This is a genomic window from Azospirillum sp. TSH64 (genome assembly GCF_003116035.1).
In the GTDB taxonomy this organism is placed as follows: domain Bacteria; phylum Pseudomonadota; class Alphaproteobacteria; order Azospirillales; family Azospirillaceae; genus Azospirillum.
On the sequence record NZ_LGQW01000015.1, the window covers coordinates 3,191,302 to 3,213,751 of the forward strand.

At 67.9% G+C, this 22,450-nt stretch carries 18 protein-coding genes and 1 pseudogene; 7 read left to right on the forward strand and 12 right to left on the reverse strand.

Going from position 1 to position 22,450, the window contains the following annotated elements; translation table 11 throughout:
• A pseudogene (locus tag TSH64_RS15975) lies at window positions 1-282 on the reverse strand (NAD(P)(+) transhydrogenase (Re/Si-specific) subunit alpha); the annotation flags it as partial.
• Window positions 283-667: 385 nt separating this feature from the next.
• Between TSH64_RS15975 and TSH64_RS15980 the strand changes: the two are divergent.
• Window positions 668-916: a DUF2312 domain-containing protein gene (locus TSH64_RS15980; protein WP_012973951.1), complete on the forward strand. Its 249-nt coding sequence runs from the start codon at window positions 668-670 to the stop codon at window positions 914-916.
• 52 nt (window positions 917-968) lie between these two features.
• Here TSH64_RS15980 and TSH64_RS15985 read toward each other — a convergent pair whose 3' ends face one another.
• Window positions 969-3,206, reverse strand: a complete 2,238-nt coding sequence (locus TSH64_RS15985; RefSeq protein WP_109446333.1) for an anthranilate synthase — start codon at window positions 3,204-3,206, stop codon at window positions 969-971.
• A gap of 290 nt (window positions 3,207-3,496) precedes the next feature.
• Window positions 3,497-4,216 (reverse strand): phosphate signaling complex protein PhoU, encoded by a 720-nt coding sequence (phoU, locus tag TSH64_RS15990; protein WP_109452707.1) that lies wholly within the window; start codon window positions 4,214-4,216, stop codon window positions 3,497-3,499.
• A 188-nt stretch (window positions 4,217-4,404) separates the two neighbouring features.
• Here phoU and TSH64_RS15995 point away from each other — a divergent pair, with 188 nt between their 5' ends.
• A complete protein-coding gene (locus TSH64_RS15995) occupies window positions 4,405-5,718 on the forward strand; it encodes a pentapeptide repeat-containing protein (protein WP_109446335.1) in 1,314 nt (437 codons plus the stop codon).
• Between the two features lie 100 nt (window positions 5,719-5,818).
• Here TSH64_RS15995 and TSH64_RS16000 read toward each other — a convergent pair whose 3' ends face one another.
• A complete protein-coding gene (locus TSH64_RS16000) occupies window positions 5,819-6,352 on the reverse strand; it encodes a MarR family winged helix-turn-helix transcriptional regulator (RefSeq protein WP_109446337.1) in 534 nt (177 codons plus the stop codon).
• 535 nt (window positions 6,353-6,887) lie between these two features.
• Here TSH64_RS16000 and aguB point away from each other — a divergent pair.
• Entirely contained in the window at window positions 6,888-7,796 is a 909-nt protein-coding gene (aguB, locus tag TSH64_RS16005; protein WP_109446339.1) for an N-carbamoylputrescine amidase, read from the forward strand.
• Window positions 7,797-7,846: 50 nt separating this feature from the next.
• On the opposite strand, the gene TSH64_RS16010 is transcribed toward aguB, so the two are convergent.
• Together TSH64_RS16010 and TSH64_RS16015 are read right to left on the reverse strand one after the other, a co-directional pair.
• On the reverse strand, window positions 7,847-8,443 hold the full coding sequence (locus TSH64_RS16010; protein WP_109446341.1) for a putative metalloprotease CJM1_0395 family protein: 597 nt from the start codon (window positions 8,441-8,443) through the stop codon (window positions 7,847-7,849).
• 89 nt (window positions 8,444-8,532) lie between these two features.
• Entirely contained in the window at window positions 8,533-9,567 is a 1,035-nt protein-coding gene (locus tag TSH64_RS16015; RefSeq protein WP_109452709.1) for a histone deacetylase family protein, read from the reverse strand.
• Window positions 9,568-9,958: 391 nt separating this feature from the next.
• Here TSH64_RS16015 and TSH64_RS16020 point away from each other — a divergent pair, with 391 nt between their 5' ends.
• The 3 genes from TSH64_RS16020 (at window position 9,959) to TSH64_RS16030 (ending at window position 14,102) form a co-directional block, all read left to right on the forward strand.
• Window positions 9,959-12,709: an SLBB domain-containing protein gene (locus TSH64_RS16020; protein ID WP_247872970.1), complete on the forward strand. Its 2,751-nt coding sequence runs from the start codon at window positions 9,959-9,961 to the stop codon at window positions 12,707-12,709.
• The gene (locus TSH64_RS16025) at window positions 12,706-13,500 is read left to right on the forward strand and encodes a glycosyltransferase (RefSeq protein WP_109446345.1); all 795 of its coding nucleotides are present in this window, start codon (window positions 12,706-12,708) and stop codon (window positions 13,498-13,500) included. The genes TSH64_RS16020 and TSH64_RS16025 overlap by 4 nt, the downstream gene beginning before the upstream one ends.
• A gap of 134 nt (window positions 13,501-13,634) precedes the next feature.
• On the forward strand, window positions 13,635-14,102 hold the full coding sequence (locus TSH64_RS16030; protein ID WP_098739736.1) for a helix-turn-helix transcriptional regulator: 468 nt from the start codon (window positions 13,635-13,637) through the stop codon (window positions 14,100-14,102).
• Here TSH64_RS16030 and TSH64_RS16035 read toward each other — a convergent pair.
• Genes TSH64_RS16035 through TSH64_RS16055 form a run of 5 tightly spaced genes read right to left on the reverse strand, consistent with a single transcriptional unit; the run spans window position 14,012 to window position 19,140 of the window.
• Window positions 14,012-15,076 (reverse strand): glycosyltransferase family 2 protein, encoded by a 1,065-nt coding sequence (locus TSH64_RS16035; protein WP_247872971.1) that lies wholly within the window; start codon window positions 15,074-15,076, stop codon window positions 14,012-14,014. The genes TSH64_RS16030 and TSH64_RS16035 overlap by 91 nt on opposite strands.
• On the reverse strand, window positions 15,073-16,074 hold the full coding sequence (locus TSH64_RS16040) for a hypothetical protein (RefSeq protein WP_109446347.1): 1,002 nt from the start codon (window positions 16,072-16,074) through the stop codon (window positions 15,073-15,075). The genes TSH64_RS16035 and TSH64_RS16040 overlap by 4 nt, the downstream gene beginning before the upstream one ends.
• The gene (locus TSH64_RS16045) at window positions 16,067-17,338 is read right to left on the reverse strand and encodes a glycosyltransferase family 4 protein (protein ID WP_109446349.1); all 1,272 of its coding nucleotides are present in this window, start codon (window positions 17,336-17,338) and stop codon (window positions 16,067-16,069) included. The genes TSH64_RS16040 and TSH64_RS16045 overlap by 8 nt, the downstream gene beginning before the upstream one ends.
• A 28-nt stretch (window positions 17,339-17,366) precedes the next feature.
• Window positions 17,367-18,605, reverse strand: a complete 1,239-nt coding sequence (locus TSH64_RS16050; protein WP_109446351.1) for a hypothetical protein — start codon at window positions 18,603-18,605, stop codon at window positions 17,367-17,369.
• 31 nt (window positions 18,606-18,636) lie between these two features.
• Window positions 18,637-19,140 (reverse strand): hypothetical protein, encoded by a 504-nt coding sequence (locus tag TSH64_RS16055; RefSeq protein WP_109446353.1) that lies wholly within the window; start codon window positions 19,138-19,140, stop codon window positions 18,637-18,639.
• 380 nt (window positions 19,141-19,520) lie between these two features.
• On the opposite strand from TSH64_RS16055, the gene hutG reads away from it, so the two are divergent.
• Window positions 19,521-20,345, forward strand: a complete 825-nt coding sequence (gene hutG / locus TSH64_RS16060) for an N-formylglutamate deformylase (protein ID WP_109446355.1) — start codon at window positions 19,521-19,523, stop codon at window positions 20,343-20,345.
• A 108-nt stretch (window positions 20,346-20,453) separates the two neighbouring features.
• On the opposite strand, the gene TSH64_RS16065 is transcribed toward hutG, so the two are convergent.
• Window positions 20,454-21,869, reverse strand: a complete 1,416-nt coding sequence (locus tag TSH64_RS16065; RefSeq protein WP_247872972.1) for an ATP-binding protein — start codon at window positions 21,867-21,869, stop codon at window positions 20,454-20,456.
• Between the last annotated feature and the right edge of the window lie 581 nt (window positions 21,870-22,450).

Consider the following 22,450-nt stretch of genomic DNA (forward strand, 5'->3'; position numbering starts at 1 on the left):
ACCCTTGCGGATCAGCGCCAGTTCGTCCTCACCACCTTCCGCAGCGATGAGCGGACGCTGCACCTTCAGCACGATGTCGGCATCGGCCAGCGCCGAAGCCTGGTCGGCGGCGATGGCGGCCCCCGCCGCCTCAAAGGCTGCGTCGGTGATGCTGGAACCGAGACCGGCCCCGCTCTCCACCACCACGTCCAGTCCCAACCCCTTCAGTTTCTTCACCGTTTCCGGTGAGGCGGCCACGCGAAGTTCGCCCGCACGTCGCTCCTTTGGAATGGCGACTTTCATTAGATAAAACTCCCCTGCCTCAAATACGCCGATCCCGGCATCCCCCATGGGTTATCGGCACAGACGACGCGCATACATGCCGGATCCATGTGACTTTGTGAAGCCGAACCCACCGATGGTAATACCAGCCTATTGGGTGCGCCGCAACAAAGGGAATGGCTGCGTAGGCCTATCGTACGATTGTTTCATCGGAACAGACAAATCAGCCACGGGCTGTTCAAATTCCGGCGACGCTTTCGCTTGTACGAAGGAGTTGCCGCGACGCGATGACGCAGCCGTGCCCCTGCCGTGCACCGGCGCGGCACATCGCCGGCTTGCCATTCCCCCCGCCCGCCGATATTGTCCCGCCCCGTTCACGAACACCCCCATCGTTTGAGGTTTTGCCATGTCCGACGTCGGCGGCATCGCGGCGGATCGCCTGAAGTCCTTTGTCGAGCGCATCGAGCGTCTCGAAGAGGAAAAGCGCGGTCTGCAGGAAGACATCAAGGAAGTCTACGCCGAGGCGAAGGGCACCGGTTTCGACACCAAGATCATCCGGCAGATCATTCGCTTGCGGAAGATGGACAAGGCCGACCGCCAGGAGCAGGAAGCCATCCTCGAACTCTACAAGGAAGCGCTGGGCATGGTGGAGTGACGGGTTTCCGCCACTCGCCCAAGCCACAGGATTTACCGAAGCGGCGGCCCCATCAGGCCGCCGCTTCGCGTTCAAGCGCCTCGCCGGCACGCCCCGCCAACGTCCCCATGACGTTGGCGATCAACGCCAGACCGGCCCCGCCGCCAGCACCATCCAAAGTCAGGATCGATTCGGGGTGGAACTGCACGGCAGCCAGCGGCAGCGATCGGTGCTCGATCGCCATCACCGTCCCGTCCTCCGTCTCCGCCGTCACGCGCAGGTCCGGCGGCAGGCTGTCGCGCCGCGCCACCAGCGAATGGTACCGGCCGGCCCGCATTCCCTGCGGCAGCCCGTCGAAAAGCCCGTTCCCCTGGTGGCGCAAGCCTGAAGCCTTGCCGTGCATCGGCTCCGGCAGGCGGTCCAGCGTCGCACCGAAATGCTCGGCCATTCCCTGCAGTCCCAGGCAGACGCCGAACACCGGCACGCCGAGATCGAGCGCCGCCTGCACGCTGCCGCCGACATCGAAGTCGGCCGGCCGCCCCGGTCCCGGCGACAGCACCAGCAGGTCGGGCGGGTCGTCGCGCAGGGCGGCACGCGCATGGGTGTGGCGCAGGGTCGTGACGCTGGCGCCGGTCTGGCGGAAATAGTCGGCCAGCGTGTGGACGAAGCTGTCGTCATGATCGACCAGCAGCACCCGCCTGCCTTCCCCACTCCCTTGCCCGCTCCGCCGGGCGCCGCTCTCAACCACCGACAGCCGCGGGCAGGCACCGCGCACCGCGTCGAGGAAGGCCGACGCCTTCAGCCGGCACTCGGCGTCCTCGGCATCCGGATCGCTGTCGGACAACAGGGTGGCGCCGGCGCGAACGAAGGCAACCCCGTCCTTCATGCGGATGGTGCGCAGGGTCAGCCCGGTGTCCATCCCGCCATCGAAGCCGATGCGTCCGAACGCCCCGCCGTACCAGCGGCGCGGCGAATGTTCGGTATCCTCCAGGAACTGCATGGCCCAGCGCTTGGGCGCACCGGTCACCGTCACCGCCCAGGTGTGGGTGAGGAAGGCATCCAGCGCATCGAAACCCTCGCGCAGCCGCCCTTCCACATGATCGACGGTGTGGATCAGGCGGGAATACAGCTCGATCATCCGCCGGCCGATCACGCGGACGGAGCCGGGTTCGCACACCCGCGCCTTGTCGTTGCGGTCGACGTCGGTGCACATGGTCAGCTCCGCCGCATCCTTGGCCGAGTTCAGCAGCGTCAGGATCTGCGTCGCGTCGGTCAGCGCATTGCTTCCACGTGCCACAGTGCCGGAGATCGGACAGGTCTCCACCCGCCCCTGGCCGACACGCACATACATTTCCGGGCTGGCGGCGACCAGGAACTCGCCGTCGCCGAGGTTGATCAACGCCTCGTAGGGGGCGGGGTTGGCAGTGCGCAGACGGCGGAAGATCGTGGCGGGGCTGTCGGCGCAGGGTTCGGCGAAGGTCTGACCGGGGACCACCTCGAACAGGTCGCCGCGGTTGAAGGCCTCCTTGGCCGCCCGCACCAACTGCTGGTACTCGCCGGGGGCATGGTCGCACTCCGCGGCGGCGTTGGTGTCGGGTCGGTAGCCATGGGCCCTCCCGCCACCCGCAACACCCTCGGTCGAGACGCCGTCCACCACGAATTCGTAGGCGAAGCGACGCGCCACCCCGGCGGCATGGTCGACCACCAGCAGCCGGTCGGGCAGATACAGCACGAGGTCGCGCTGGTCGTCTGGCCGCGCCAGCCGGCGGCGGATCGGCTCGAACTGGAAGGCGAGATCGTAGCCGAAGGCGCCATGAAGCCCCAGAAACGGCTCGTCCGGGCAGGCGAACAACGCCATCAGCGCCCGCAGCACGCTGAAGACGGAGGGCTGGCGGCTGCGCTCCTCCTCGGCAAAGACCCCGGCCGGACGGCGCACCAGGGCGGTGACCCGGCCGGCAGTGATCTCCAGCCCGACGAGCGCCTCATGCCCGTCCAGCGCCCCGGCCACGGCCGGCAGCAGCAGGCGCCCACGCGGATTCAACGCATCGATGCGCACGGTCCGGCCGCGGGCGGTCACCGACAGCGGCGGATCGACGAAGCCCAGCGCCTGGCGCCGGTAGCGGCCGGGCGCCTCCACCCCGCCGGACAGCAGCAGCCCGCGCCGCTCGTCGAGCGCAGTGACCAGCGCATCGACCGCCTCGGCCGGCACCACCGGCTCGGCGGTGCGGTGCAGGCCGAGGCCACCACCGGTCGTGGCCGCGAACGGATCGAGGAAGGCAGGATCGGCAAGGAACAGGTGGGACGGGATCATGACGGCGGTGCTCCGGTTCGTGCGTCTTTTCGGTGACGCCACCCGGTGCTTCCGCCTGCCTGTCCGTTCTTCCGCTGGGCGACCCGCTGTGACGGGTCAGGAAAAAAGGCCGCTCCGGATGCACCGGGCGGCCTTTTGTTTTCAATCCACGCTCACGCGCGTCGCCAGGCCAGCCCGTTGGAGACGGGCCACCACCAATGCTGCGACAGGAGGGGCGAGGACATGTTCATGACCGCAACCGCAACACAGGGCGGGCTGCCTGTCAAGTGCTCCCTTTCAAGCGTTCCCTGTCACACCCGATCCTGCGGCGGGGCGACGGCGTAGCTGCTGAGGTCCTCCTTGCGGCGCTCGTCCGACGGCAGACGGCCCTTTACCAGGAAGCTGATGTTCTCCGCCACGTTGGTGGCATGGTCGCCGATGCGCTCGATCGACTTGGCGGCGAACAGCAGGTGGGTGCAGCCGGTGATCTGCGCCGGCGTCTCCATCATGTAGGTCAGGAACTCGCGGAACAGCGCGGTGTAGGCGGCGTCCACCTCCCCGTCGCGGTCACGGACGGAGGTGGCAAGCTCCGGATTCTGTTCGGTATAGGCGCGGCGCATGTCGCCGATCATCGCCTGCACCATCCGCCCCATGCGGACCAGCGAGGCAACCGGCGGAGCCACCGGCAGGGTCGACAGCGTGACCGCGCGCTTGGCGACCGAGCCGGCGAAATCGCCCATGCGCTCAAGGTTGGAGGCGATCTTCAAAGCGGCGACGATCTCGCGCAGATCCTTCGCCATCGGCTGGCGGAGGGCCAGCAGACGGACGGTCATCGCCTCCACCTCCGCCTCCAGCCGGTCGATCTCGGCGTCGCCTTTCAGCACTTCGCCGGCGATATCGGCATCGGGGCCGGCCAGCGAATCGAGCGCCAGCCCGACCTGCCGCTCCACCAGTATGCCCATGCGGTCGATGGCGCTGCGCAGCGCCGCTAGTTCGGTATCGAAAGCAGCAAGCGTGTGTCCACCCGACATGATCCCCAACTCCTTGTTCTCACTTGGCTGCGACCGGCGTTTCCGCGCCCGGCGCCCCGCAGATGGGGCCTGACGCCGTCGACGCCAAGCCACCGCGGCACTGGAAGCGGCATTAACCTTTGGCATAGATTATTTCGGAACACTGGTCTATCGATGGACCACGCAACCATGCAGACCGGACAGGATCGATGACACCGCACGAGTTGGTTGCCGTGCTGGAAAAGCACGAGCGCTGGCTGAAGAGCAAGTCGGGCGGTTCGCGCGCCAACCTGAGCATGGCGAACATGGAAGGGTCGAACCTGTCCGGGGTCAATCTGGCCCAGGGCAAGCTGTCCGGCGCCAACCTGTCCCATTGCGACCTGTCGAACGCCAATCTCAGCACCGCCGACCTGTTCGCCGCGCACCTGACGAAGGCCGACCTGTCGGGCTGCAACCTCTATCGCGCCGACCTGCGCGGCGCCCATATGCGTGGCGCCAAGCTGAAGCGCGCGATCCTCAAGGAGGCCGACCTGCGCGGCGGCGCCCTGCTGTATGGCGGACATGGCGGCAAGAATGGCAAGGGGCTCGATTTCGTCCGCTCCGACCTGTCGGGCACGGATTTCGACGATGCGTCGCTGAACAACGCCAACCTGTCGGGCGCCGACCTGACCGACGTGTCGATGAATGGAGCCGATTGCGAGGGTGCGCTGCTGACCGGCGCCACGCTGATGCGCGCCAGCATGAAAAGCTGCAATCTCGCCCGCGCCGACCTGCGCGGCAGCAACCTGTCGGGCGTGAATTTGCAGGGAGCGGTGCTGCGCGACGCCAACCTGACCGGCGCCATGCTGGCCGGAGCCAACCTGCGCAACGCCGACCTCCAGGGGGCGAAGCTGGAGGGTGCCGATCTGGCCGGAGCCGACACCACCGGCGCCAATCTCGCGCGGTCGGCCGATAATTTCTCGGTCCAGATCCAGCAAGCGCTGCACAGCCATTACACCTGGATCAACACCAACGGGACAATGGGCGCCAGGGCCGACCTGACCGCTGCCGACCTCAGCCACATCGACCTGACGGGGGTCAACCTGTCGGGCGCCAATCTGAAGCGGGCCAATCTCAGCGGCGCCAAGATGCGCGAGGCGCTGCTGATCATGTGCGACATCTCCGAAGCGGTGCTGGACGGCGCCGATTTCAGCGGAGCGATCCTGGACGGCGCCAATCTGCGCGGCGCCAACATGACCGGGATCCGGCTGGACGGGGCAGGAGTCGGCTGGGTCGATATAAAGGGACCGGACGGCCAGCCGACCGGTCGCCTGTGGGCGGCGAACCTGACCGGTGCAAAGCTGACCGGCAGTTCCTGCGTCCGTACCAATCTGCGCGGGGCCAATCTGTCCGACTGCGATTTCAGCAACGCCAACCTGACCGGGGCGATCCTGAGCGACGCCAACATCCGCGACGCGAAATTCACCGGTGCCAACCTGACGGGTGCCAGCCTGCCGCCGCCACCGGACCCGGACGACGATTGACCCGCGAGGCGCGCCGATCGAAAGGACGGCCGCTCCGGGCAGGTGTTCCGAGATCGACTGAAACGGGACGGAGGGAGCGGAGGTCCGAAGCGGCCGAGCGCTACCTCTCGTCCCGTCCGCCGCCGTCTTCGCCGTCACGGGCGGCCGCACAGGCGGCGTTGAGGTTGGCGCCGACACGGCGCAGAACCTCCAGAGTCAGGTCCAGATCTGCCGGCGCAATGCCGTCGATGGCGATCTGGGCGATCTCCGACGCGCTGGGCATCATGGTCTGACGCAGGGCCCGGCCCTTGTCGGTCAGAAAGACGTTCATCTTGCGGCGGTCATGGCTGTTGCGCACGCGCTGAACCAGCCCCTGGCTCTCCATCACGTTGACCGCGGTGACCGTGGTCGGCTCCATCATGCCCACGCGGTGACTCAGCTCCCGCTGGGTCAATCCGTCCTCTTCCCACAGGGCACGCAGAAAGAACCATTGCCCCATGCTGACCCCCGACCGCGCGATGCGTGTCTGGAGGGCGCGGGCGAAGGCGCGATTCACGTCCCGGACGACGAACGATAAAGCACCGTCGGCCGAACCGGCCGCGTCTTCCGACTCGCCGGGGCGTTCCGACTCCCACCCCTTGACAGACGCCTCCATACCGACAATCTCTCTGCCGTCGTTCCCGTGCCCACAGCCACCCCAGCCCGCCGGCTGCATTGGACGGACAGCCGCCTGTCGAGGCGACGCCGCCGCAGTGCATCCACCGGGTCCATGCCTGTCTGGTAACACCACCTTGACACGAGTGGGCATGGCTGCGTCATCCAATCATAACGTGTTGTGTGCAAAGCGCAAATCAATTGCGCAGCCACCTGTCACCGGCATGCAATGATATGTCGGTTTTGGTCATCCAAATCACCGGCGGAGTAAGCAGAACACATTCACCGACTCTTCGCATGGCCGACTTGTGTCACGTCCATCTTTTTGGTGCCGTCGGTAGACACCATATCCGCATATGATGATCGATATGATCATTGCCAATTGGATCGTTTTTATTTGGCAATTCGTACAGCACCAGAGCGTTAAATGAATATTTCGCTAAATTGCTGATAATTTCCTTCCGACCACTTGCAACTGCCGCGACCTTTGGTCACACAAGCCCCGAACCGCCCGTTACAGGAGCCGTGAGCCCGCAATGACCGCTTCGCCAACCGCCCCTTCGTCCCGTACCGTCACCGTTGCCGCCACCCAGATGGCCTGCAGCTGGGACCGTGCCGCCAACGTCGATGGCGTCGAATCGCTGATTCGCGAGGCTGCCGCCAAGGGCGCGCAGATCATCCTGCCGCAGGAGCTGTTCGAGACCCCCTATTTCTGCAAGGACCAGAAGCAGTCGTTGTTCGAACTGGCTGCGCCGGCCGACGGTCACCCGGTGATCGAACGGATGCAAGCCCTTGCGCGGGAGCTGTCGGTGGTCATCCCCGTCAGCTTCTTCGAGAGGGCCCGCAACGCCTATTACAACTCGATGGCCATGGTCGATGCAGACGGCAGCCTGCTGGGCATCTATCGCAAGTCCCACATTCCCGACGGTCCCGGCTATCAGGAAAAGTTCTATTTCAGCCCCGGCGACAGCGGCATCCAGGTGTTCAAGACCCGCTACGCCACGGTCGGCTGCGCCATCTGCTGGGACCAATGGTTCCCGGAGACGGCGCGTGTCATGGCGCTGAAAGGGGCGGAGATCCTGCTCTACCCCACCGCCATCGGATCGGAACCGCAGGACTCCTCCATCGACAGCCAGGGCCATTGGACCAGGGTGATGCAGGGCCATGCCGGCGCCAACCTGATGCCGCTCGTGGCCTCCAACCGAGTCGGGGTTGAGCAGGGGGAAAGCTGCGCGCTGACCTTCTATGGCTCGTCCTTCATCGCTGGCCCGCAGGGGGAGATCGTGGCGCAGGCCGACCGCGAGAGCCGGACGGTCCTGACCGCCAGCTTCGACCTCGACCGCATCGCGGCGCAGCGTGCCTCCTGGGGCGTCTTCCGCGACCGCCGGCCGGAGCTGTATGGCGCCCTGCTGACGCTGGACGGCGAAACAACCCCGCGTCGCTGACCGGTCGAGAGGGGAGCTGACACTGGCGACCGGCACCGGCCGCAGCGGTGTCAGACCGTCAGCCCCCTCGCCGTTCCCGAATTGCGTCCGGCATTGCCGAGCCCCTGTGCCGCGCCATAGGCGGCGGCAGCGCGTGCGGATGCCGTATCGCCACCTTGCCGGCGCTGTTCCGATTGGGCTTGCAGCTTCGCCGCATCGGCCTGCGCGGCGACCCGCAAATCCTGAGGCGAGGGATCGGCCGGAGCGAGCGCCGCGGCCTTGACCTGCTCCATCTTGGCGACGGTGGCCGCCGGTTCCGATTCGGCGCTGACATCGATCGGCACCTCGCCCGCGGTGGCGTAGTTCTTGCCGTCCGGACCGCGGGTGAAGGTGAAGGAGGCGCCGCCGGCATGGGCACCGCCGGCCGCCTGATGCGCCGCCTCATGCTGGCGGACGCTGGTGTCGGCCTGCTTGAGTTTCTGGACCTGCTGCCGGGCTGCGTCGGACAGGGTGACGCTGTCGGCGGAGCCGCTCTCGCCATCCTGAGTGCCGGATGCCTGAGCACCGGATGCGCCCTTCCCATCCCGCCGCAGCGGTACGGTGCGCGGGGTGGAATAGGGTCCGATCGACGGGCTGGAGATGGAAAGGTCGGCAGCCACCGCCCGCATCCTCACTCAGATGCCGAACTTCCCATCAATTTAGGACGATTCGTCCGCACCGGCAACGGTATGACCATCCCCGCAGCCGTCCCGCTGCCTCAGATCTGCTCGAAGCCGGTCAGGACATTGGCGACATTGACGCCCAGATCGTCGACGGCATAGCCGCCTTCCAGCACGAACAGGGTCGGCAGGCCGATTCCGGCGATGGCGGCGCCCATGCGCAGGAAATCCTCCGACAACAGGCGGAAGCGGGAAATCGGGTCGCCGCCATAGGTGTCCGCACCCAGCGACAGCACCAGCGCGTCGGCGCCGAACTCGCGGACGCGTGCCGCCGCGACGGCCAGCGCCTGGGCGTAGCCGTTCCAGTCGGTCCCCCAGGGCAGCGTCAGGTTCAGGTTGGCACCTTCCCCGGCGCCTGCCCCGCTCTCATCGGCATGACCGCAGAAATAGGGGAACTCGTCGGCCGGATCGGCATGGATCGACACGAACAGCACGTCGCCGCGCTCCCAGAAGATCTCCTGGGTGCCGTTGCCATGGTGATAATCGACGTCCAGCACCGCCACGCGCGCAACCCCGCCGTCACGCAGGGATTGCGCCGCGATGGCCGCGTTGTTCAGGAAGCAATAGCCGCCGTAGAAGGCGTGGCCGGCATGGTGGCCGGGCGGACGGCACAGCGCAAAGGCGCTGCGGTCGCCGGCCCGCAGCCGGTCGGCGCCTGTCAGTGCGCTGTCGGCTGCGGATGTCGCGGCCCGCCACGTGCCCGCGGTGATCGGTGTCCCCGCATCGAAGGAGTAGAAGCCGAGCCGCCCGTCGATGGACCGGGGCACCCGCCGCCGCGACATTCCCGGCGCCACCCAGTTCAGCGGCAGCGCGTCGATGTCGGCACCATGCTCCGCCACCCAATCGTCCCAGGCGGTCCGGAGAAAGCCGAGGTAGCCGGCGTCATGCACCCGTTCCAGCGGGTCGATGCCGTGACGGGTGGGCTCCACGACCGGCCCCAGCCCGACCGCCTCGATCCGCGCCCGGACGATGTCGGCACGCGCGGGCTTCTCGTAACAGGGAACGAGTTGGCCGTCGTTGAGTTCGGACCGGCCGGCCTGCAGCCGGTGCTCTTCGCTGTGGATGACGATCACGCCGTTGACTTTCTTGACTGTTTCGCCGCCCCGGAAAGGTTCGGACCGGCGGAAGGCGGCCTCATCATAGCGCCGCCCCGCCATCCATGGATGCCACCCTTTTGCATGGCGCCCCGGACGCAGGCCATTGCCATTCGGCCTATTGCACGCGATAGTGTTCAGCGTCGATCACTCGCGCTGTGCGGGTGATTGCTGGGGTTGTTGGACATCCATGTTGGCTGCTGCGTGCAGGATATTCGCCCGAATTGCGCCCGGGGCGGCGTTGATTCTGTGGGCGTGCGCCGTGTCGGCCGCCGGGCCTGCGCGGAGCGATCCACTATTGCCGCGTCCTCAGCCGGCATCGACGGACTCCCCCCTGGAGGCGGCCTTCTCCACACGTGCGGGAGAACCGTTGCGCCAATTCGGCTATGACCTGTTTGCTTCTGCAACCGATGCGGCTTCGACGGCCGAGGCCGCGCCCGGCGCCATCCAGGGCGACTATGTCCTGAACACAGGCGACACAATCCTGGTCACCCTGCGCGGGCAGAAATCCTTCAGCAAACGCTTCACCGTCGACCGAAACGGCCAGCTGGTGGTGGACGACCTGCGGCCGCTGACGGCTGCCGGCCTGACGCTGGACGCCCTGCGACGCGACCTGTCCGCCACCGTCGCCGCCACCTGGCCCAGCACCGATGCCTTCGCGTCGCTGGCGGAGGTGCGGCGGATCGGCGTGCTGGTCACCGGCGCCGTCCGCCGCCCCGGCCGGCAGGAGATCAGCGCCTTCGCCACCGTGCTCGATGCGCTGTCGGCCGCCGGCGGCGTGGATCGCGGCGGCAGCCTGCGCGCGGTCAGGCTGATGCGGTCCGGCGGTGCGGTCATGGTCGACCTCTATGCCCTGCAAATCGCCGGTGCCACTGGCAATGCGGATATGCCGGTGCGTGACGGCGACCGCCTGTTCGTCCCGCCGCTCGGCGCCACCGTCGCAATTGCCGGACCGGTGAAGCGGCCGGGCATTTATGAATTGCCGCCGGGTGGCGGCCCCTTGTCGGCGTCGGAGATGCGCGACCTTGCCGGTGGTGCGCTGCGGCCCGGCCGCGGCCGGCTTGTGCGATTCGGCATCGGGCCGTCGGGCGAGGAAACGGCGGAGGAGATCGCCGACGCCGACGCCAAGCGGTTCGGTGACGGCGACCTGCTGTTGATCGTGCCGGAACGGGAAGACCGCCGCGGCGAGGTTCGGCTCGACGGACATGTCCTGCGTCCCGGCCCCCGTGCGCTCACCCGAGTTAAATCCTTGCCCGGACTGCTTTCCCGTGCGGACCTGGGCCCATCGGCCTATTTTCCCTTCGCCGCCTTGGAGAGCACTGCCCCAACGAAGGCGGCGCGCAACCTGCGGCCGGTCGACCTGTCGGCCGTTCTGAACGGACGCGACCGCCGACAGCTTTCGGACGGCGACACGCTCTATGTCCTGGGGACTGCCGACGTCGATTTCCTGACGTCGGAGGCGGTGCTGGCCCTGCTGCGCGGCGAACGCCAGCCGCCGCCGGATGCCTGTCCCGGTCTGGTGGCGCTGGCCCGCATCCTGGCGGCGGAGCCGGCCGGTCCCCTCGCCACCGGTCCGCAGGCGCGCGCCGCCGCCACGCTGACCGGTTCCCGCACCCCCTGCCCGCCCCTGTTCGCAACGGTGCCGGACCTGCTGCCGCTGGCCCTGCGCCATTCCGTTCTGCGGCTTACCGGTGCGCCGCGGCCCGGTTTCTATCCCGTGGCCGATGGGCCGGAGAGCGCCGGCGCGCGCGAGACCATCGTCGAATCGGAAGCGCCTCACTATGAGCTGCTCGGCCATGTCCGCCGGCCCGGCACCCGCCGGTTGCCGGCCGGGGCCACGCTGCGTCAGGCGCTGGCGGAGGGCAAGGCGCTGAAGCGGGACGTGTATCCGCTGCTCGGCATCGTCGAACGCTATGACCGGCGGACCTTGACCCGCACCTATCTGCCCTTCTCCCCACAGGAGGTGGCTGCCGGACGCGCCGACCGTGCCATGAGCGACGGAGACCGCATTCACCTGTTCGCCGCCGACGACATCCGCGGCTTGGTGAAGCCCGCCGAATCGAGGACGGACAGCAAGGCGGACGACGAGTCCGAACCGTCGATGCTGGCGGCCGTGCTCGATCCGGCCATCGTCGCGGTGATTGGGGAGCGGACCGTCCAGCTGCGTGGCGCCGTGCGCGATCCCGGCGGCTATCCGGTCGCCGACCTCACGCCGCTGGCGGCCTTGGTCGCGGCGGCAGGCGGGCTCTCCACCGACGCCGACCCCACGGTGGCGGAACTGACGGCCGCCAACGGCACGCGCAGCGCCATCGACCTGACCCGCGACGGCGCCCGCAGGATCGGCCCTGGAGATGCGCTGCGGATCAACCCGCGCCCGCAGGCGCTGGAGGCCCGCGCGGTCGCCATCGAAGGGGCAGTGCGCCGTCCCGGCCGCTACGACATCGGCCGCGGTGAGACGCTGTCCTCCCTGATCGCGCGGGCCGGCGGCCTGATCGACGATGCCTATCCGGCTGGGGCCGTGCTGACCCGCGAGAGCGAACGCCGCCGCGAGAGGGAGCAGTTCCAGCTGCAAGCGCGTGAACTGGAGCGCGCGCTGGCGCTGGAGGTGGAGAAGGGCGAGCCGGTGAAGGCGGAGAATGTCGCACTGGCCCGCCAGCTCGCGGCCCAGCTCCGTGCAGCCGAACCGCTCGGCCGCGTGGTGGTGGAAGCGGACCCGGCTGTCCTGCGCAGCCGCCCGGCTCTCGACCCGCTGCTGGAACCCGATGACCGGATCGTGATCCCGAAACGACCGCTGACCGTGGCGGTGTCGGGCGAGGTTCTTCACCCGACCGCGGCACAGTTCGTCAGCGGCAAGGGTGCCGAGGATTACCTGAACGAGGCGGGCGGCCCGACCCGCGATGCCGACACCGGCCGCAGCTTCCTGGTTCTGCCGGACGGACGGGCACGGCCGCTGGCGCTGTCCTCCTGGAACCATCGGGTGGACGTTATCCCGCCCGGGTCGATCCTGGTGGTGCCGCGCGACCCCCGCCCCTTCGACGGACTGGACGCCACCAAGGCCATCGGCAACATCCTGAGCCAACTGGCGATCACGGCGGCCTCGATTTCGGTGATCACGCGATGACGGCGCCCGCCCCGCTCCGACTCGCCATGCTGACCGTGGTCCGCAACGACCGCGCCGGACTGGCCGACACCTATGACAGCCTGCGCGGGCAGCTCGGTCCCGGCATCGTCTGGCTGGTCGCCGATGGCGCCTCCACCGATGGAACGGCGGAGTGGCTGGCGGACCATGCCGATGTCCCGCTTTGGTGGCGCTCAGCCCGCGACTCGGGGCTGTACGATGCGATGAACGATGCGCTCGCCGCCGCGGGCCGGCTGGGGTGCAGCCATGTGCTGTTCCTGAATGCCGGCGACCGGCTGGCGGAGCCGGACAGCGGCATCCGGCTTTTGCAAGCGATTGCCCGGCATCCCGACTGCGCCCTTCTCTATGGCGATGCGCTGGAGCGGCTGGGTGACGGACGTATCCTGCTGAAGCGTGCCCGCTCCCACCGTTGGGCATCGCTGGGCATGTTCACCCACCATCAGGCGATGATCTACTCCGTGTCGGCACTGGCAGGACTGCGCTTCGACTCCGGGTACCGGATCGCGGCCGATTATGACTTCACCTTGTCGGTGCTGAAGCGCGGACGGGCCGAACGGCTGCACTGGCCGGTCTGCCTGTTCGCGGCCGGCGGCCTGTCGCAGCGCGACGCAACCGCTGGCAGGCATGAGCAGACAGCGATTCGACAACGGCATTTCGGCCATGGGGCCGCACACGCGGCAATGATCGTCCTGGCTCAACGAGTCGCACTGGCATTGCGCCACCATCTTCCCGCTCTATACGCGAAATTACGTTTCCGATGCCCTGAAACTTAATGTCTTTCGCACTCTTCCTCCCCCTTCCACCCAAACGGACCGTTGATACGCACAAATGGTTGCATAGAATTTACTTTCTGAACTAAGCATTCCCGCGGCGCCTTCCCTCTGGCTTTCCTTTTGAGGTACGACTTATGAGCGCGACCAAGACCAAACTCGCCCCCGCCCACACCCTGTCGCGCCGCGGCGAAGGTCCCAACCCCATCGACATCCATGTCGGAGCCCGCCTGCGGCTTCGCCGGACCCTGCTTGGCCTGAGCCAGGAAAAGCTGGGCGAAGCGGTTGGGATCACCTTCCAGCAGCTCCAGAAATACGAGCGTGGGTCGAACCGCATCAGCGCCAGCCGCCTTTACAACCTCTCCCAGGTTCTCGGTGTGCCGGTCAGCTACTTCTTCGACGACATGCCGTCGCCCGACCAGATTGCCGCGGAAGTTCCGTCCGAAGCGATGAGCGAGACGGACGAGTTCGAATCGATGGCCCGCCGCGAGACGCTGGAACTGGTGCGCGCCTATTACCGGATCGAGGATCCGGGTGTGCGCAAGCGGACCTTCGACCTGCTGAAGGCGCTGGGTGGCGACCGGATCGCGCTGCTCGAAGAATAAGGGTCGCCCGCCGGACGGACAGTCCGGACAGGCTCGGAAGCGGCGCGGATGGACGGGAAACGGTCGAACGCTCCCGGTCCCATTGCCGCCGACCGCATCTTGAGCCCGACCTGCCAATAGTAGAACGCGCGCGCCAGCGCGTGGTCGAGCCCGGCTGCGCCATCGAGGACGCCAAGGCGCAGCACATAGGCATGCAGAAATGCCAAGAGCGGCCGGCCCGGCAGGCGCTGGAAAAGCCGCTTCTGCATACGCCGGCCAAGAAGGGCGCGGAGGCTATGAGGGGCACTGGAGCCGCCATCCGGTTCACCCGTTATCAGCCGCTCCATCCGGCCGTCGGCACGAATCGCCGCCTCCCAGTCGGAATACCGGTTGTGGCGGTCGAACCAGGCCGAGAGCGGCTTGGCATCCTCATGGTCCATCGGGTGGCGAAGCCGGCCGGTCGTTCCGGACACCTGCGGCTGGTAATGCCCCTCGACCTCCCACATCGCGGCGATATCCAGGTCGGGTTGATCGGGAAAGCGCGCGCGCCGACGGTCCAGCAGAGCAAGCTTGCGATTCCAGCAGCCGAAACGCAGCCGCCGGCCGCGGACGACCGGCCTGCCGTCGATCCAGTACGCGGCGCAGGCAGGGCCAGCCGCCATCAGCCGGGCGATCTCCTCAACCAGCTCCGCCGTCAGCCGCTCGTCGGCGTCGACGAACAGAACCCAGTCATGGGCGAATGGCAGAGTATCCAGGCACCACTGCTTCTTCTTGGGATAGCGGCCATTCCAGCGGAAGGCGATCAGGCGGGCGCCATGTGACCGTGCGATGTCCGGCGTGCCGTCATCACTACCGCTGTCGACCACGAAACACTCGGCGAATCGGGTGAGCGACGGCAGGCACTGCGGCAGGTTCGCAGCCTCGTTGCGCGTCATCACCACCACGGAGACCGGGATGGCGGTCATGGCGGGCGCAGGCATGGTGGAAATCCTCATGGTGCCGCCTCCACCCCCGTCGTCCGTTCCCGCAGGGCGTGGGAGACGGACAGGGCGAATCCGGCGGCGACAAGCCCGACCAGTCCGGCCAGCGGAATCACCACGGCCGGGTTCGGCCAGTCCGGCAGGGTGGCGGCGGCCGGCGGCTGGATCATGTCGGCGGCAAAGGGCAGATCGACGCCGATCATCATCGCCACCCGCTCCTGGTCCAGCAGCAGGTCGCTCAGCGCCTGCCGGTGTTCCGCCACGGTGACGGCACCGAGACGAAGCTTGATGTGGGCGATCTGGGCGGCACTGCGCCGCGCCGCCTCCGCCCGCAGATGGGCGTCGGTGGCCGCGGCAATCCGCCCGAGCAGTTCCACTGCAATCGCCCGGTCGGGATGGCGGAAGGTGATCCGCCGCATCGGACCCGACCGCAGCATGTCGACAACCAGCCGATCACGCAGGGCGCGCGCCACGCGGTCGCCGTCCGGCTCAACCCAATCCTCGCGGCCGACCACCGCCAGCAATGCCCGCTTCAGCGTCGGGAACAGTCCGGGTGGCGGACGCCAACGCCCGGCCTCCGCATCCCAGCGCTCGGCAAACAGGGCGCGCAGGATGGCGGGGTCCGCAGCCAGACGGTCGGCCACCGGTCCCGAACCGAACAGCTCAAGATAGCGGGCGAAGTCGGACAGCGATTCGTCCCCCGCCCCCGGCTCGGCAACACCGGCAGAGTCACGGCCGTTGAGCGTCGGCACCCGTGCCCCCATCGCGGCGGAGCCGACCCGGGCCGTCGGCCCGATCACCATCGCCGCGGTATAGGCCGGCGTCACCAGCCATAGAGCCGCCACCGCAAGCGCCAGACCGCCCAACCAGCCGCCGAGCAACCAGCGCCAGCCGGTCCGCAGGGTGCGAACGAAGCCGCGAAAATCACCCTCCCCTCCGGCCATCGGCAGAGCGAGCGTCATCGCATGCGGCCGAGGCTGGGTGTGACGCGGGGCGATGACGCCGTCAGGCATGGGGCAACGGCCTCCCCAACAGGGGCCGGACGGCGCGGCGTGCCTCGACCAGACGTTGGGCCAACCCGACGAAGGCCGCGGCGGCACGGTCGGCGCTCCAGGCTTCGGCCATTCTGGCAGCGCGTGCGCCCTCCGCTGTGCAGCGGTCGGGGGCGGCGGCATAGGCGCGCACGGCTTCGGCAATGGCGACCCCATCGAACGGGTCGATCACCATGCCGCATCCATCCATATGGGCCGCTGCCTCGCTTCCCTCCGGTCCCAGGAACAGGCAAGGCCGGCCGGCCGCCTGCACCCCGGCCAGCTTGCTCGGCACCAGAAGCCCCTGCGCCGCCGGGTCCATCGCCACCAGATGCAGGTCGGCGGCGGACAGGCACTCCGCCAGCCGGTCGGCGGGCTGCCAGGGAAGCCGGTGCAGGTTGCGCAAACCCGTGAGGCGTGCGGCCTCTTCCACCGCGGCGAATCCCCTGCCCTCGCCGACCAGCAGGAAAATCACGGATGGATCGCTGTGCTGCAGCCGGGCCGCCGCCTCCAGCACGCCGTCCATCGGATGGGCAAGGCCCAACGTTCCGGAATAGGCCACCAGAAAGCGTCCGTCCCCCTCCGTCAAACCCAGTGAGCGGCGGAGGCTGTTGCCGGCCTTCTCCAGGGGACGGATTGCCGGATCGGGCCAGTTCGGCAACAGGGTCACGCGATCCGCAGCCACGCCGGATGCGACGATGCGTTCGCGCATGCAGCGGCCGATCGCGATCACCCCATCCTGCCGCCGCAATGCCCGCGCCATGCCATCCCCAGCGACGCGGAGGAGCAGTTCCGGCATCCGCACGCCCAGCACCGGAAGAAGGTCCGGGTAAAGATCCTGGCACCAGTGCAGCGACGCCGCACCATGGCGCGCAGCCAGAACCGGACCGGCCAGCGCCAGCATCGGCGGATCGGTCATCGTGACGACGAGGTCGTGGCGCGGCAGGCGCAGGGCCCGAGCCGTGAGTCGGCAAAGCGAATCGAGATAGGCGCGCGTGTCGGGCCGCTCACCCTTCCTTACCCCGCGGCCGGTGCGGACAAGCGTGACCCCGTCCGGAACGGCGCGGTTCGGCACCTCATCGCTGCCCTGCTCGCCATCCGTCACCACCGTCACCCGCCAGCCGGCAGCCGCGATCCGCGCGGACAAATCCGACAGGCAACGGCCGGTCGCCCCGCGGTCAGGCGGGAACACACGGTTGACGAAAATGATGGACGGTCGATCGAGCGGCACGGCGCACCGAAGCATGAATTACACGCGAAAGTATGAAGATCCTCTAGGGATCAGACAACCCCTTCCTGCACTCGGCCGCCAAAAGCATCAGCGTCAGGATGACGCCGGTGTCGAGGTACTTGAAGCTGGTGTGGAGGCAGAGCGCCATCGCCAGCGGAGGCACCACCGCCAGGGCCAGCGGCGGATCGGCAGCCAGCAGACCGCACCAGGGCCTGACCAGCGCGCCGAGATAGGCCGCCAGCGCCACCATGCCGCACAGTCCGGTCTTCAGCAGGCTGTAGCTCGCCAGCGTGTGGGTATAGCTGACCCGCCAGCCGCCGACCGCCGGGTTGGCGATCCGCGCGCCCCAGCCGTCGCCGAACAGCAGCACCCAGGGAGAGGCGACGGCATGCTCGATCACCGCCGCCGCCTCTTCCCACCGGGCATTGATCCCGGTCAGCCGCGTCTTCTCCGCCGCCTGCTGCCACGCACCGAACAATGCATCCCCACCGACGGCGACCGCCAACCCCAGACCGATCAGCAGAGGCAGGGCCAGCCACGCCTGCCGCCGTGCCCACCACAGGGCGATCAGCGCCAGCGACAGCAGCGCCAGTCCCAGCGCGGTGCGGTGGACCGCTCCGGCCAGCGCGGCAATACAGAGAGCCCCGCCGACGGCACAGGGGATCGCGGCAAGCCACCAGCGGAACCGGCCGCCGATGCCGACCAGCGACAAGGCCGTAGCCGGCAGCACCACGGCGGCGAACAGCACCGCAGGCGCATTGAGCAGATAGGCGCCACCATCGGCCATTGCCCGCTGTCCGATGGCGCCGAACCCCCAATCCGCCTGCCGCCACCAGCGCAAGGCCAGCAGCAGGCCGGCAATGGCAAGCCCACCGATCAAGGCCCGCACGGCGGTCCGCCCCGCGGCGCGCAACGCCGGCACCAGAAGCACGGGAAGAAACAGGTACAAGAGGGGCACGACGTCGCGAAGGATATCGACCGGGTCCGACCCCAGCGCCGCCCCGCGCAGCAGCGGCACCCACAGCAGCCAGGCGAATGCCGCAACTGCCACCGGCATCCATTCCATGCCGGACGACATCCATCCAGCGCCGGGGGGCGTCCGCAGCGCATGGCCGCTCGCCACCGCCAGCGGCCATTTCCAACCGATCGACAGCAGGATCAGAAGGCCGATGGACAGTTCCGCCCCTCGCAGGGCCGGCGGCGCCGGCACGCTGAGGCCGCCATACAGAAGCAGGGCTGCCGCCATCGACAGCGCGCCCATCCGTGCGGCGGCCACCGTCATGGCCGCCCCTCGCGGAAATCGGCCGCCTGGGTCAGGCCCAGCGCTGCTCGGCACGGTCCAGACGATAGAACAATCCCTCCTGCGGGCGCAGCCGCAATGTTCCGGTCAGGGTCAGCGGTTCCCGCGTCGCCGGCAGGGCGATGGATGTGTGGACATGCATCATGGTCGCCGGTCCGGGGCTTTCGCAGGCGGGACAGCCCATCGGATTGGCGGACAGGATGAAGCGGTTGTGGCTGGCTCCGTCGGTCAGCGGCACCATGAAACCGCGCACGGTGACCGGACGGCCGTCCAACGCCGACACCTTCACCGGAAATTGCGGATCGCCGGCCAGACCGCCCATCCGCACGGCGCCCAGGTCGCGCCAAATCGCGGTTGACTCGTCCAGCGGCAGATGGAAGGGACTGGCGGGATGGCTCGGCGCCTCCGGCGTCCCGGCAGCCCAAACGGCCCAGCCGGCAATGGGGGCAAGCGCAAGCGGCAACAAAAACTGGCGCCGGCCGGGCATGGCCGTGCCAAGACGGGTGGCGGTGGTCATGGTCGCTTCTCCCCTGCTGCGTTGCTTCGTCACCGGGGCTGCGAAATCGGGGCGCCGTATGTTGTCGAAGTCTTTTGTCCGGTCGCCTGGGAACTATCCGAGGAACAGCTTTGTCCGGTGCGGGGCGACGCCTTCTGCCGGGCGGTCGCCGATTGCGCGAAAGTCTCCGGCAAGCGCAGCTCAAGGTCAACCGGCAATTCTGCCGGTCGCAGCAGGAAATGGAACGCGTAAGGATAGGTTTCCACCGCACCGGCATCCCGACTCTTTCAAAAAAACGCAATCTGTTTGACGGGGCGCGGCACCGCCCGTCATAGTCCCACCGCTGGCCCTGCCGCACTGCACACAGTGCGGCGCAAGCCGTTCCGATGACGAGACGAGCCATGGAAACCTTCCGCTTCCAGCCGGGCGAAACCCCGGTCCTGCTCAGCATTCCGCATGTCGGGACCATGATTCCGCCGGACATCGCCGCAACGATGACGCCGGAGGGGCTGGCACAGCCCGACGTCGACCGTCATCTGGACCGGTTGTACCACTTCGCACCCGCACTCGGAATCGGTTTCCTGACGGCGCTCTGCTCGCGCTATGTGGTGGACCTCAACCGCGATCCCGACGGCGTCGTGCCGCATCCGGGCCAGGATCCCACCGAAATCTGTCCCCTGACGACGTTCGACCGAGCACCGATCTATCGACCGGGACTGGAACCCGGCCGTGCGGAGATCGACCGGCGGGTCGGCGCCTATTGGCGTCCGTATCATGAGCAGATGCGCAGCGAGCTGCGCGCCTTGCGCGACCGCTATGGCGTGGCGATCCTGTTCGACGCCCATTCGGTGCGCAGCGCGGTTCCACGCTTCTTCGACGGCACCCTGCCCGACTTCAACCTCGGCACCGGCGAGGGCAGCAGCGCCGCCCAGCCGCTGGTCGTCCGGCTGATGAACGTGCTTTCGGCATCGGAGCGCTATTCAGCCGCGCTGAACGGCCGCCTGCGCGGCGGTTTCATCATCCGCAGCTATGGCCAGCCGGAAGAGAACATCCACGCCATCCAGCTCGAACTGACCCAGTCGACCTATATGGACGAGGCCTCTCCTTATCACTTCCGCCCGACACTGGCGGCAGAGGTGAAGCCGTCGCTTGAGCGTCTGCTGAGCGTCGTGGTCGAGTGGGCGTGGCAGAAGGCCAGCGGCCAGCGGCGGGCGGCGTTCCTGTAACGCCCCACCGCCTGCCAAAAGACCCGCCGTGCAAAAGGGTCCATCATGAAAGAGTGGCCCTTCCCCGTCGCCGGGGAAGGGCCGAAGGACGGCCTGATCGGGGATGGATCAGATCTGGCCGCGCTCGCTGGCCTGACGCATCAGGACATATTGGCGCATCATCTGGTTGCGGAAGCGGTAGCGCTCCAGTCCCGGCTCGACCACCGGGGCCAGGACGCCGCCATGGTCCTCGCGCGTCAGGCGCTTCAGCAGGTCGAGCGTCGAGGCGCTCGGCAATTCTCCGCTGTCACCAGCCAAGTCCTTGGGATCGAACACGCCATAGGCATCGGCCGGACACAGCGCCGCAGCCAGCAATGCATCCTCCAACTCGGCCCGGCGGTCGGCAGCCAGCGCACGGGCATAGCTTTCGACAATGCCGCGCTCGGCTTCCTGCAGGCAGCGGGCGACGGCATAGGCCAGATCCGGCCGCTCCACCAGCTTGCTTCCGCGGCTGACGGCGCTGCGCGCCGCATGCAGGCCGAGAAGCTGGGCGTAGTACGGCAGGCCGCGCACGAACTCGGCGATCCGCCGCACGACGTCGGGGGCGAACTCGATGCCGGCATTCTGCGCACCGGCCTGGATCAGGCGGCCGATCTCCTGATCGGTCATCAGCGGCAGATGAACCGGAACCAGCGAGCGCTGGATCGACGGATGCTTACCCAGCAGCTGGTCGAGATTCTCGGCGACGCCGACCACCAGCAGGGTGACCGGGATCGAGCTGTCGGTCAGGTTCTTGAACAGCTCCGCCAGCTTGTTGCGGAAATCCTCGTCCTGGACGCGGTCGTACTCGTCCAGGATCAGCAGCACATGGGTGGCGTGGATGCCCGACAGAACCTCGTTCAGCTCGGTGACGCTGAAGGTGCCGTCCGGCAGCAACTCGTTCAGGCTGGCGAAGTTGCGCCGCGCCGCGAACGGATTGTCGAGCGCGGAACGGTAGTAGGTCGACGGGATTTTCTTCAGGAAATGCCTGAAGATATCCTCGAAACTCAGCTCTCCGCTGCAGGTCAGCTTCAGCGACAGATAGCCCGCCTGCCCCGCGATCTTTTCGATCGCGTTGGCGACGGAGGTCTTTCCGCGGCCGCGGTCGCCATAGAGGATGACGTGCGCCCGCTCCTCTTCGATGGCCGAGATGATGCGGCGCAGCGTGTCGTTGCGGCCGATGAACAGACCGTTCAGTTGTTGCTTCGGCCGGGTCGGCGTGAAGGCTTCGCGCAGAAGGCCGTTCAGCTCCGGCGTCAGGCCCTTCAGCATGGCCGGCGCATTGGCGCCCATGCCGCCGCGATAGCCGCCGTTGACGGACATCGTAAAGCGCGGCAGGTCGTGCTCGCCCTCGGCATCCCGGCCGCCCGGCTGCGGGAACATGTGGCCGCGGCGGTCGCCGGTGGCCTCGTTGTCGATGATGTCGGGCAGCCGCGGCGCGGCCGGACCGCGCATCGTGTCGAATCCGGCACGGGCACCGATGCCGGTGCCGATGCCACCACCCATGTTTCCGTCCACCGGACGCAGGTGAGCCCCACCGGGCCGGGCAAATCCCGGTCCGTTGGAGAGGCCACCGGCCCCGGCATTGCCCATCCCAGGCCCCGCAACGCCGGGACCGCCCATGCCCGGTCCGCCGGTCAGCGGGTTAGATCCAAGGCCGCCACCGGCGGCCGGCATGCGCTCGTCGGCCACAGCGGCCGAACGACGCTTTCGAAAGAAATTCCGCATCCGTCCCAATCCCCACGCGTTGTCGGCGTTCGCGGAACCGCCCCCCTTTCGGCTTCTCGAATGGGCCAGGGACGGGTCCGCGTGTTCCCGATGTAAGCGCTGCGCCGGCCGGGGTGGGCTGGGATTTCGGATATAATACCGACGCGGCATTCCCCCTTTGGGGACCTCTTCCGAAGGGATGCGCCCCCGAAACCCACGGGCGCATCCCGGCCAACCTCAGCCAATCAGAATCGGCCCGACCGTGGCCCAGCCGTAGAGCACCGCCAGGAAAAATGCGAGGGTCATGCATTCGCGCAGGAAAGCCAGAACCGACATGCCAACCTCCGTTGTTCGCGTCTTGTTCCAACAGAGCTATCAGA

Coding starts and splice junctions, on each gene's coding strand:
- TSH64_RS15980 (WP_012973951.1), top strand. CDS start 668: ATGTCCGACGTCGGCGGCATCGCGGCGGATCGCCTGAAGTCCTTTGTC.
- TSH64_RS15985 (WP_109446333.1), bottom strand. CDS start 3,206: ATGATCCCGTCCCACCTGTTCCTTGCCGATCCTGCCTTCCTCGATCCG.
- phoU (WP_109452707.1), bottom strand. CDS start 4,216: ATGTCGGGTGGACACACGCTTGCTGCTTTCGATACCGAACTAGCGGCG.
- TSH64_RS15995 (WP_109446335.1), top strand. CDS start 4,405: ATGACACCGCACGAGTTGGTTGCCGTGCTGGAAAAGCACGAGCGCTGG.
- TSH64_RS16000 (WP_109446337.1), bottom strand. CDS start 6,352: ATGGAGGCGTCTGTCAAGGGGTGGGAGTCGGAACGCCCCGGCGAGTCG.
- aguB (WP_109446339.1), top strand. CDS start 6,888: ATGACCGCTTCGCCAACCGCCCCTTCGTCCCGTACCGTCACCGTTGCC.
- TSH64_RS16010 (WP_109446341.1), bottom strand. CDS start 8,443: ATGCGGGCGGTGGCTGCCGACCTTTCCATCTCCAGCCCGTCGATCGGA.
- TSH64_RS16025 (WP_109446345.1), top strand. CDS start 12,706: ATGACGGCGCCCGCCCCGCTCCGACTCGCCATGCTGACCGTGGTCCGC.
- TSH64_RS16030 (WP_098739736.1), top strand. CDS start 13,635: ATGAGCGCGACCAAGACCAAACTCGCCCCCGCCCACACCCTGTCGCGC.
- TSH64_RS16035 (WP_247872971.1), bottom strand. CDS start 15,076: ATGAGGATTTCCACCATGCCTGCGCCCGCCATGACCGCCATCCCGGTC.
- TSH64_RS16040 (WP_109446347.1), bottom strand. CDS start 16,074: ATGCCTGACGGCGTCATCGCCCCGCGTCACACCCAGCCTCGGCCGCAT.
- TSH64_RS16045 (WP_109446349.1), bottom strand. CDS start 17,338: ATGCTTCGGTGCGCCGTGCCGCTCGATCGACCGTCCATCATTTTCGTC.
- TSH64_RS16050 (WP_109446351.1), bottom strand. CDS start 18,605: ATGACGGTGGCCGCCGCACGGATGGGCGCGCTGTCGATGGCGGCAGCC.
- TSH64_RS16055 (WP_109446353.1), bottom strand. CDS start 19,140: ATGACCACCGCCACCCGTCTTGGCACGGCCATGCCCGGCCGGCGCCAG.
- hutG (WP_109446355.1), top strand. CDS start 19,521: ATGGAAACCTTCCGCTTCCAGCCGGGCGAAACCCCGGTCCTGCTCAGC.
- TSH64_RS16065 (WP_247872972.1), bottom strand. CDS start 21,869: ATGGGTGGTGGCATCGGCACCGGCATCGGTGCCCGTGCCGGATTCGAC.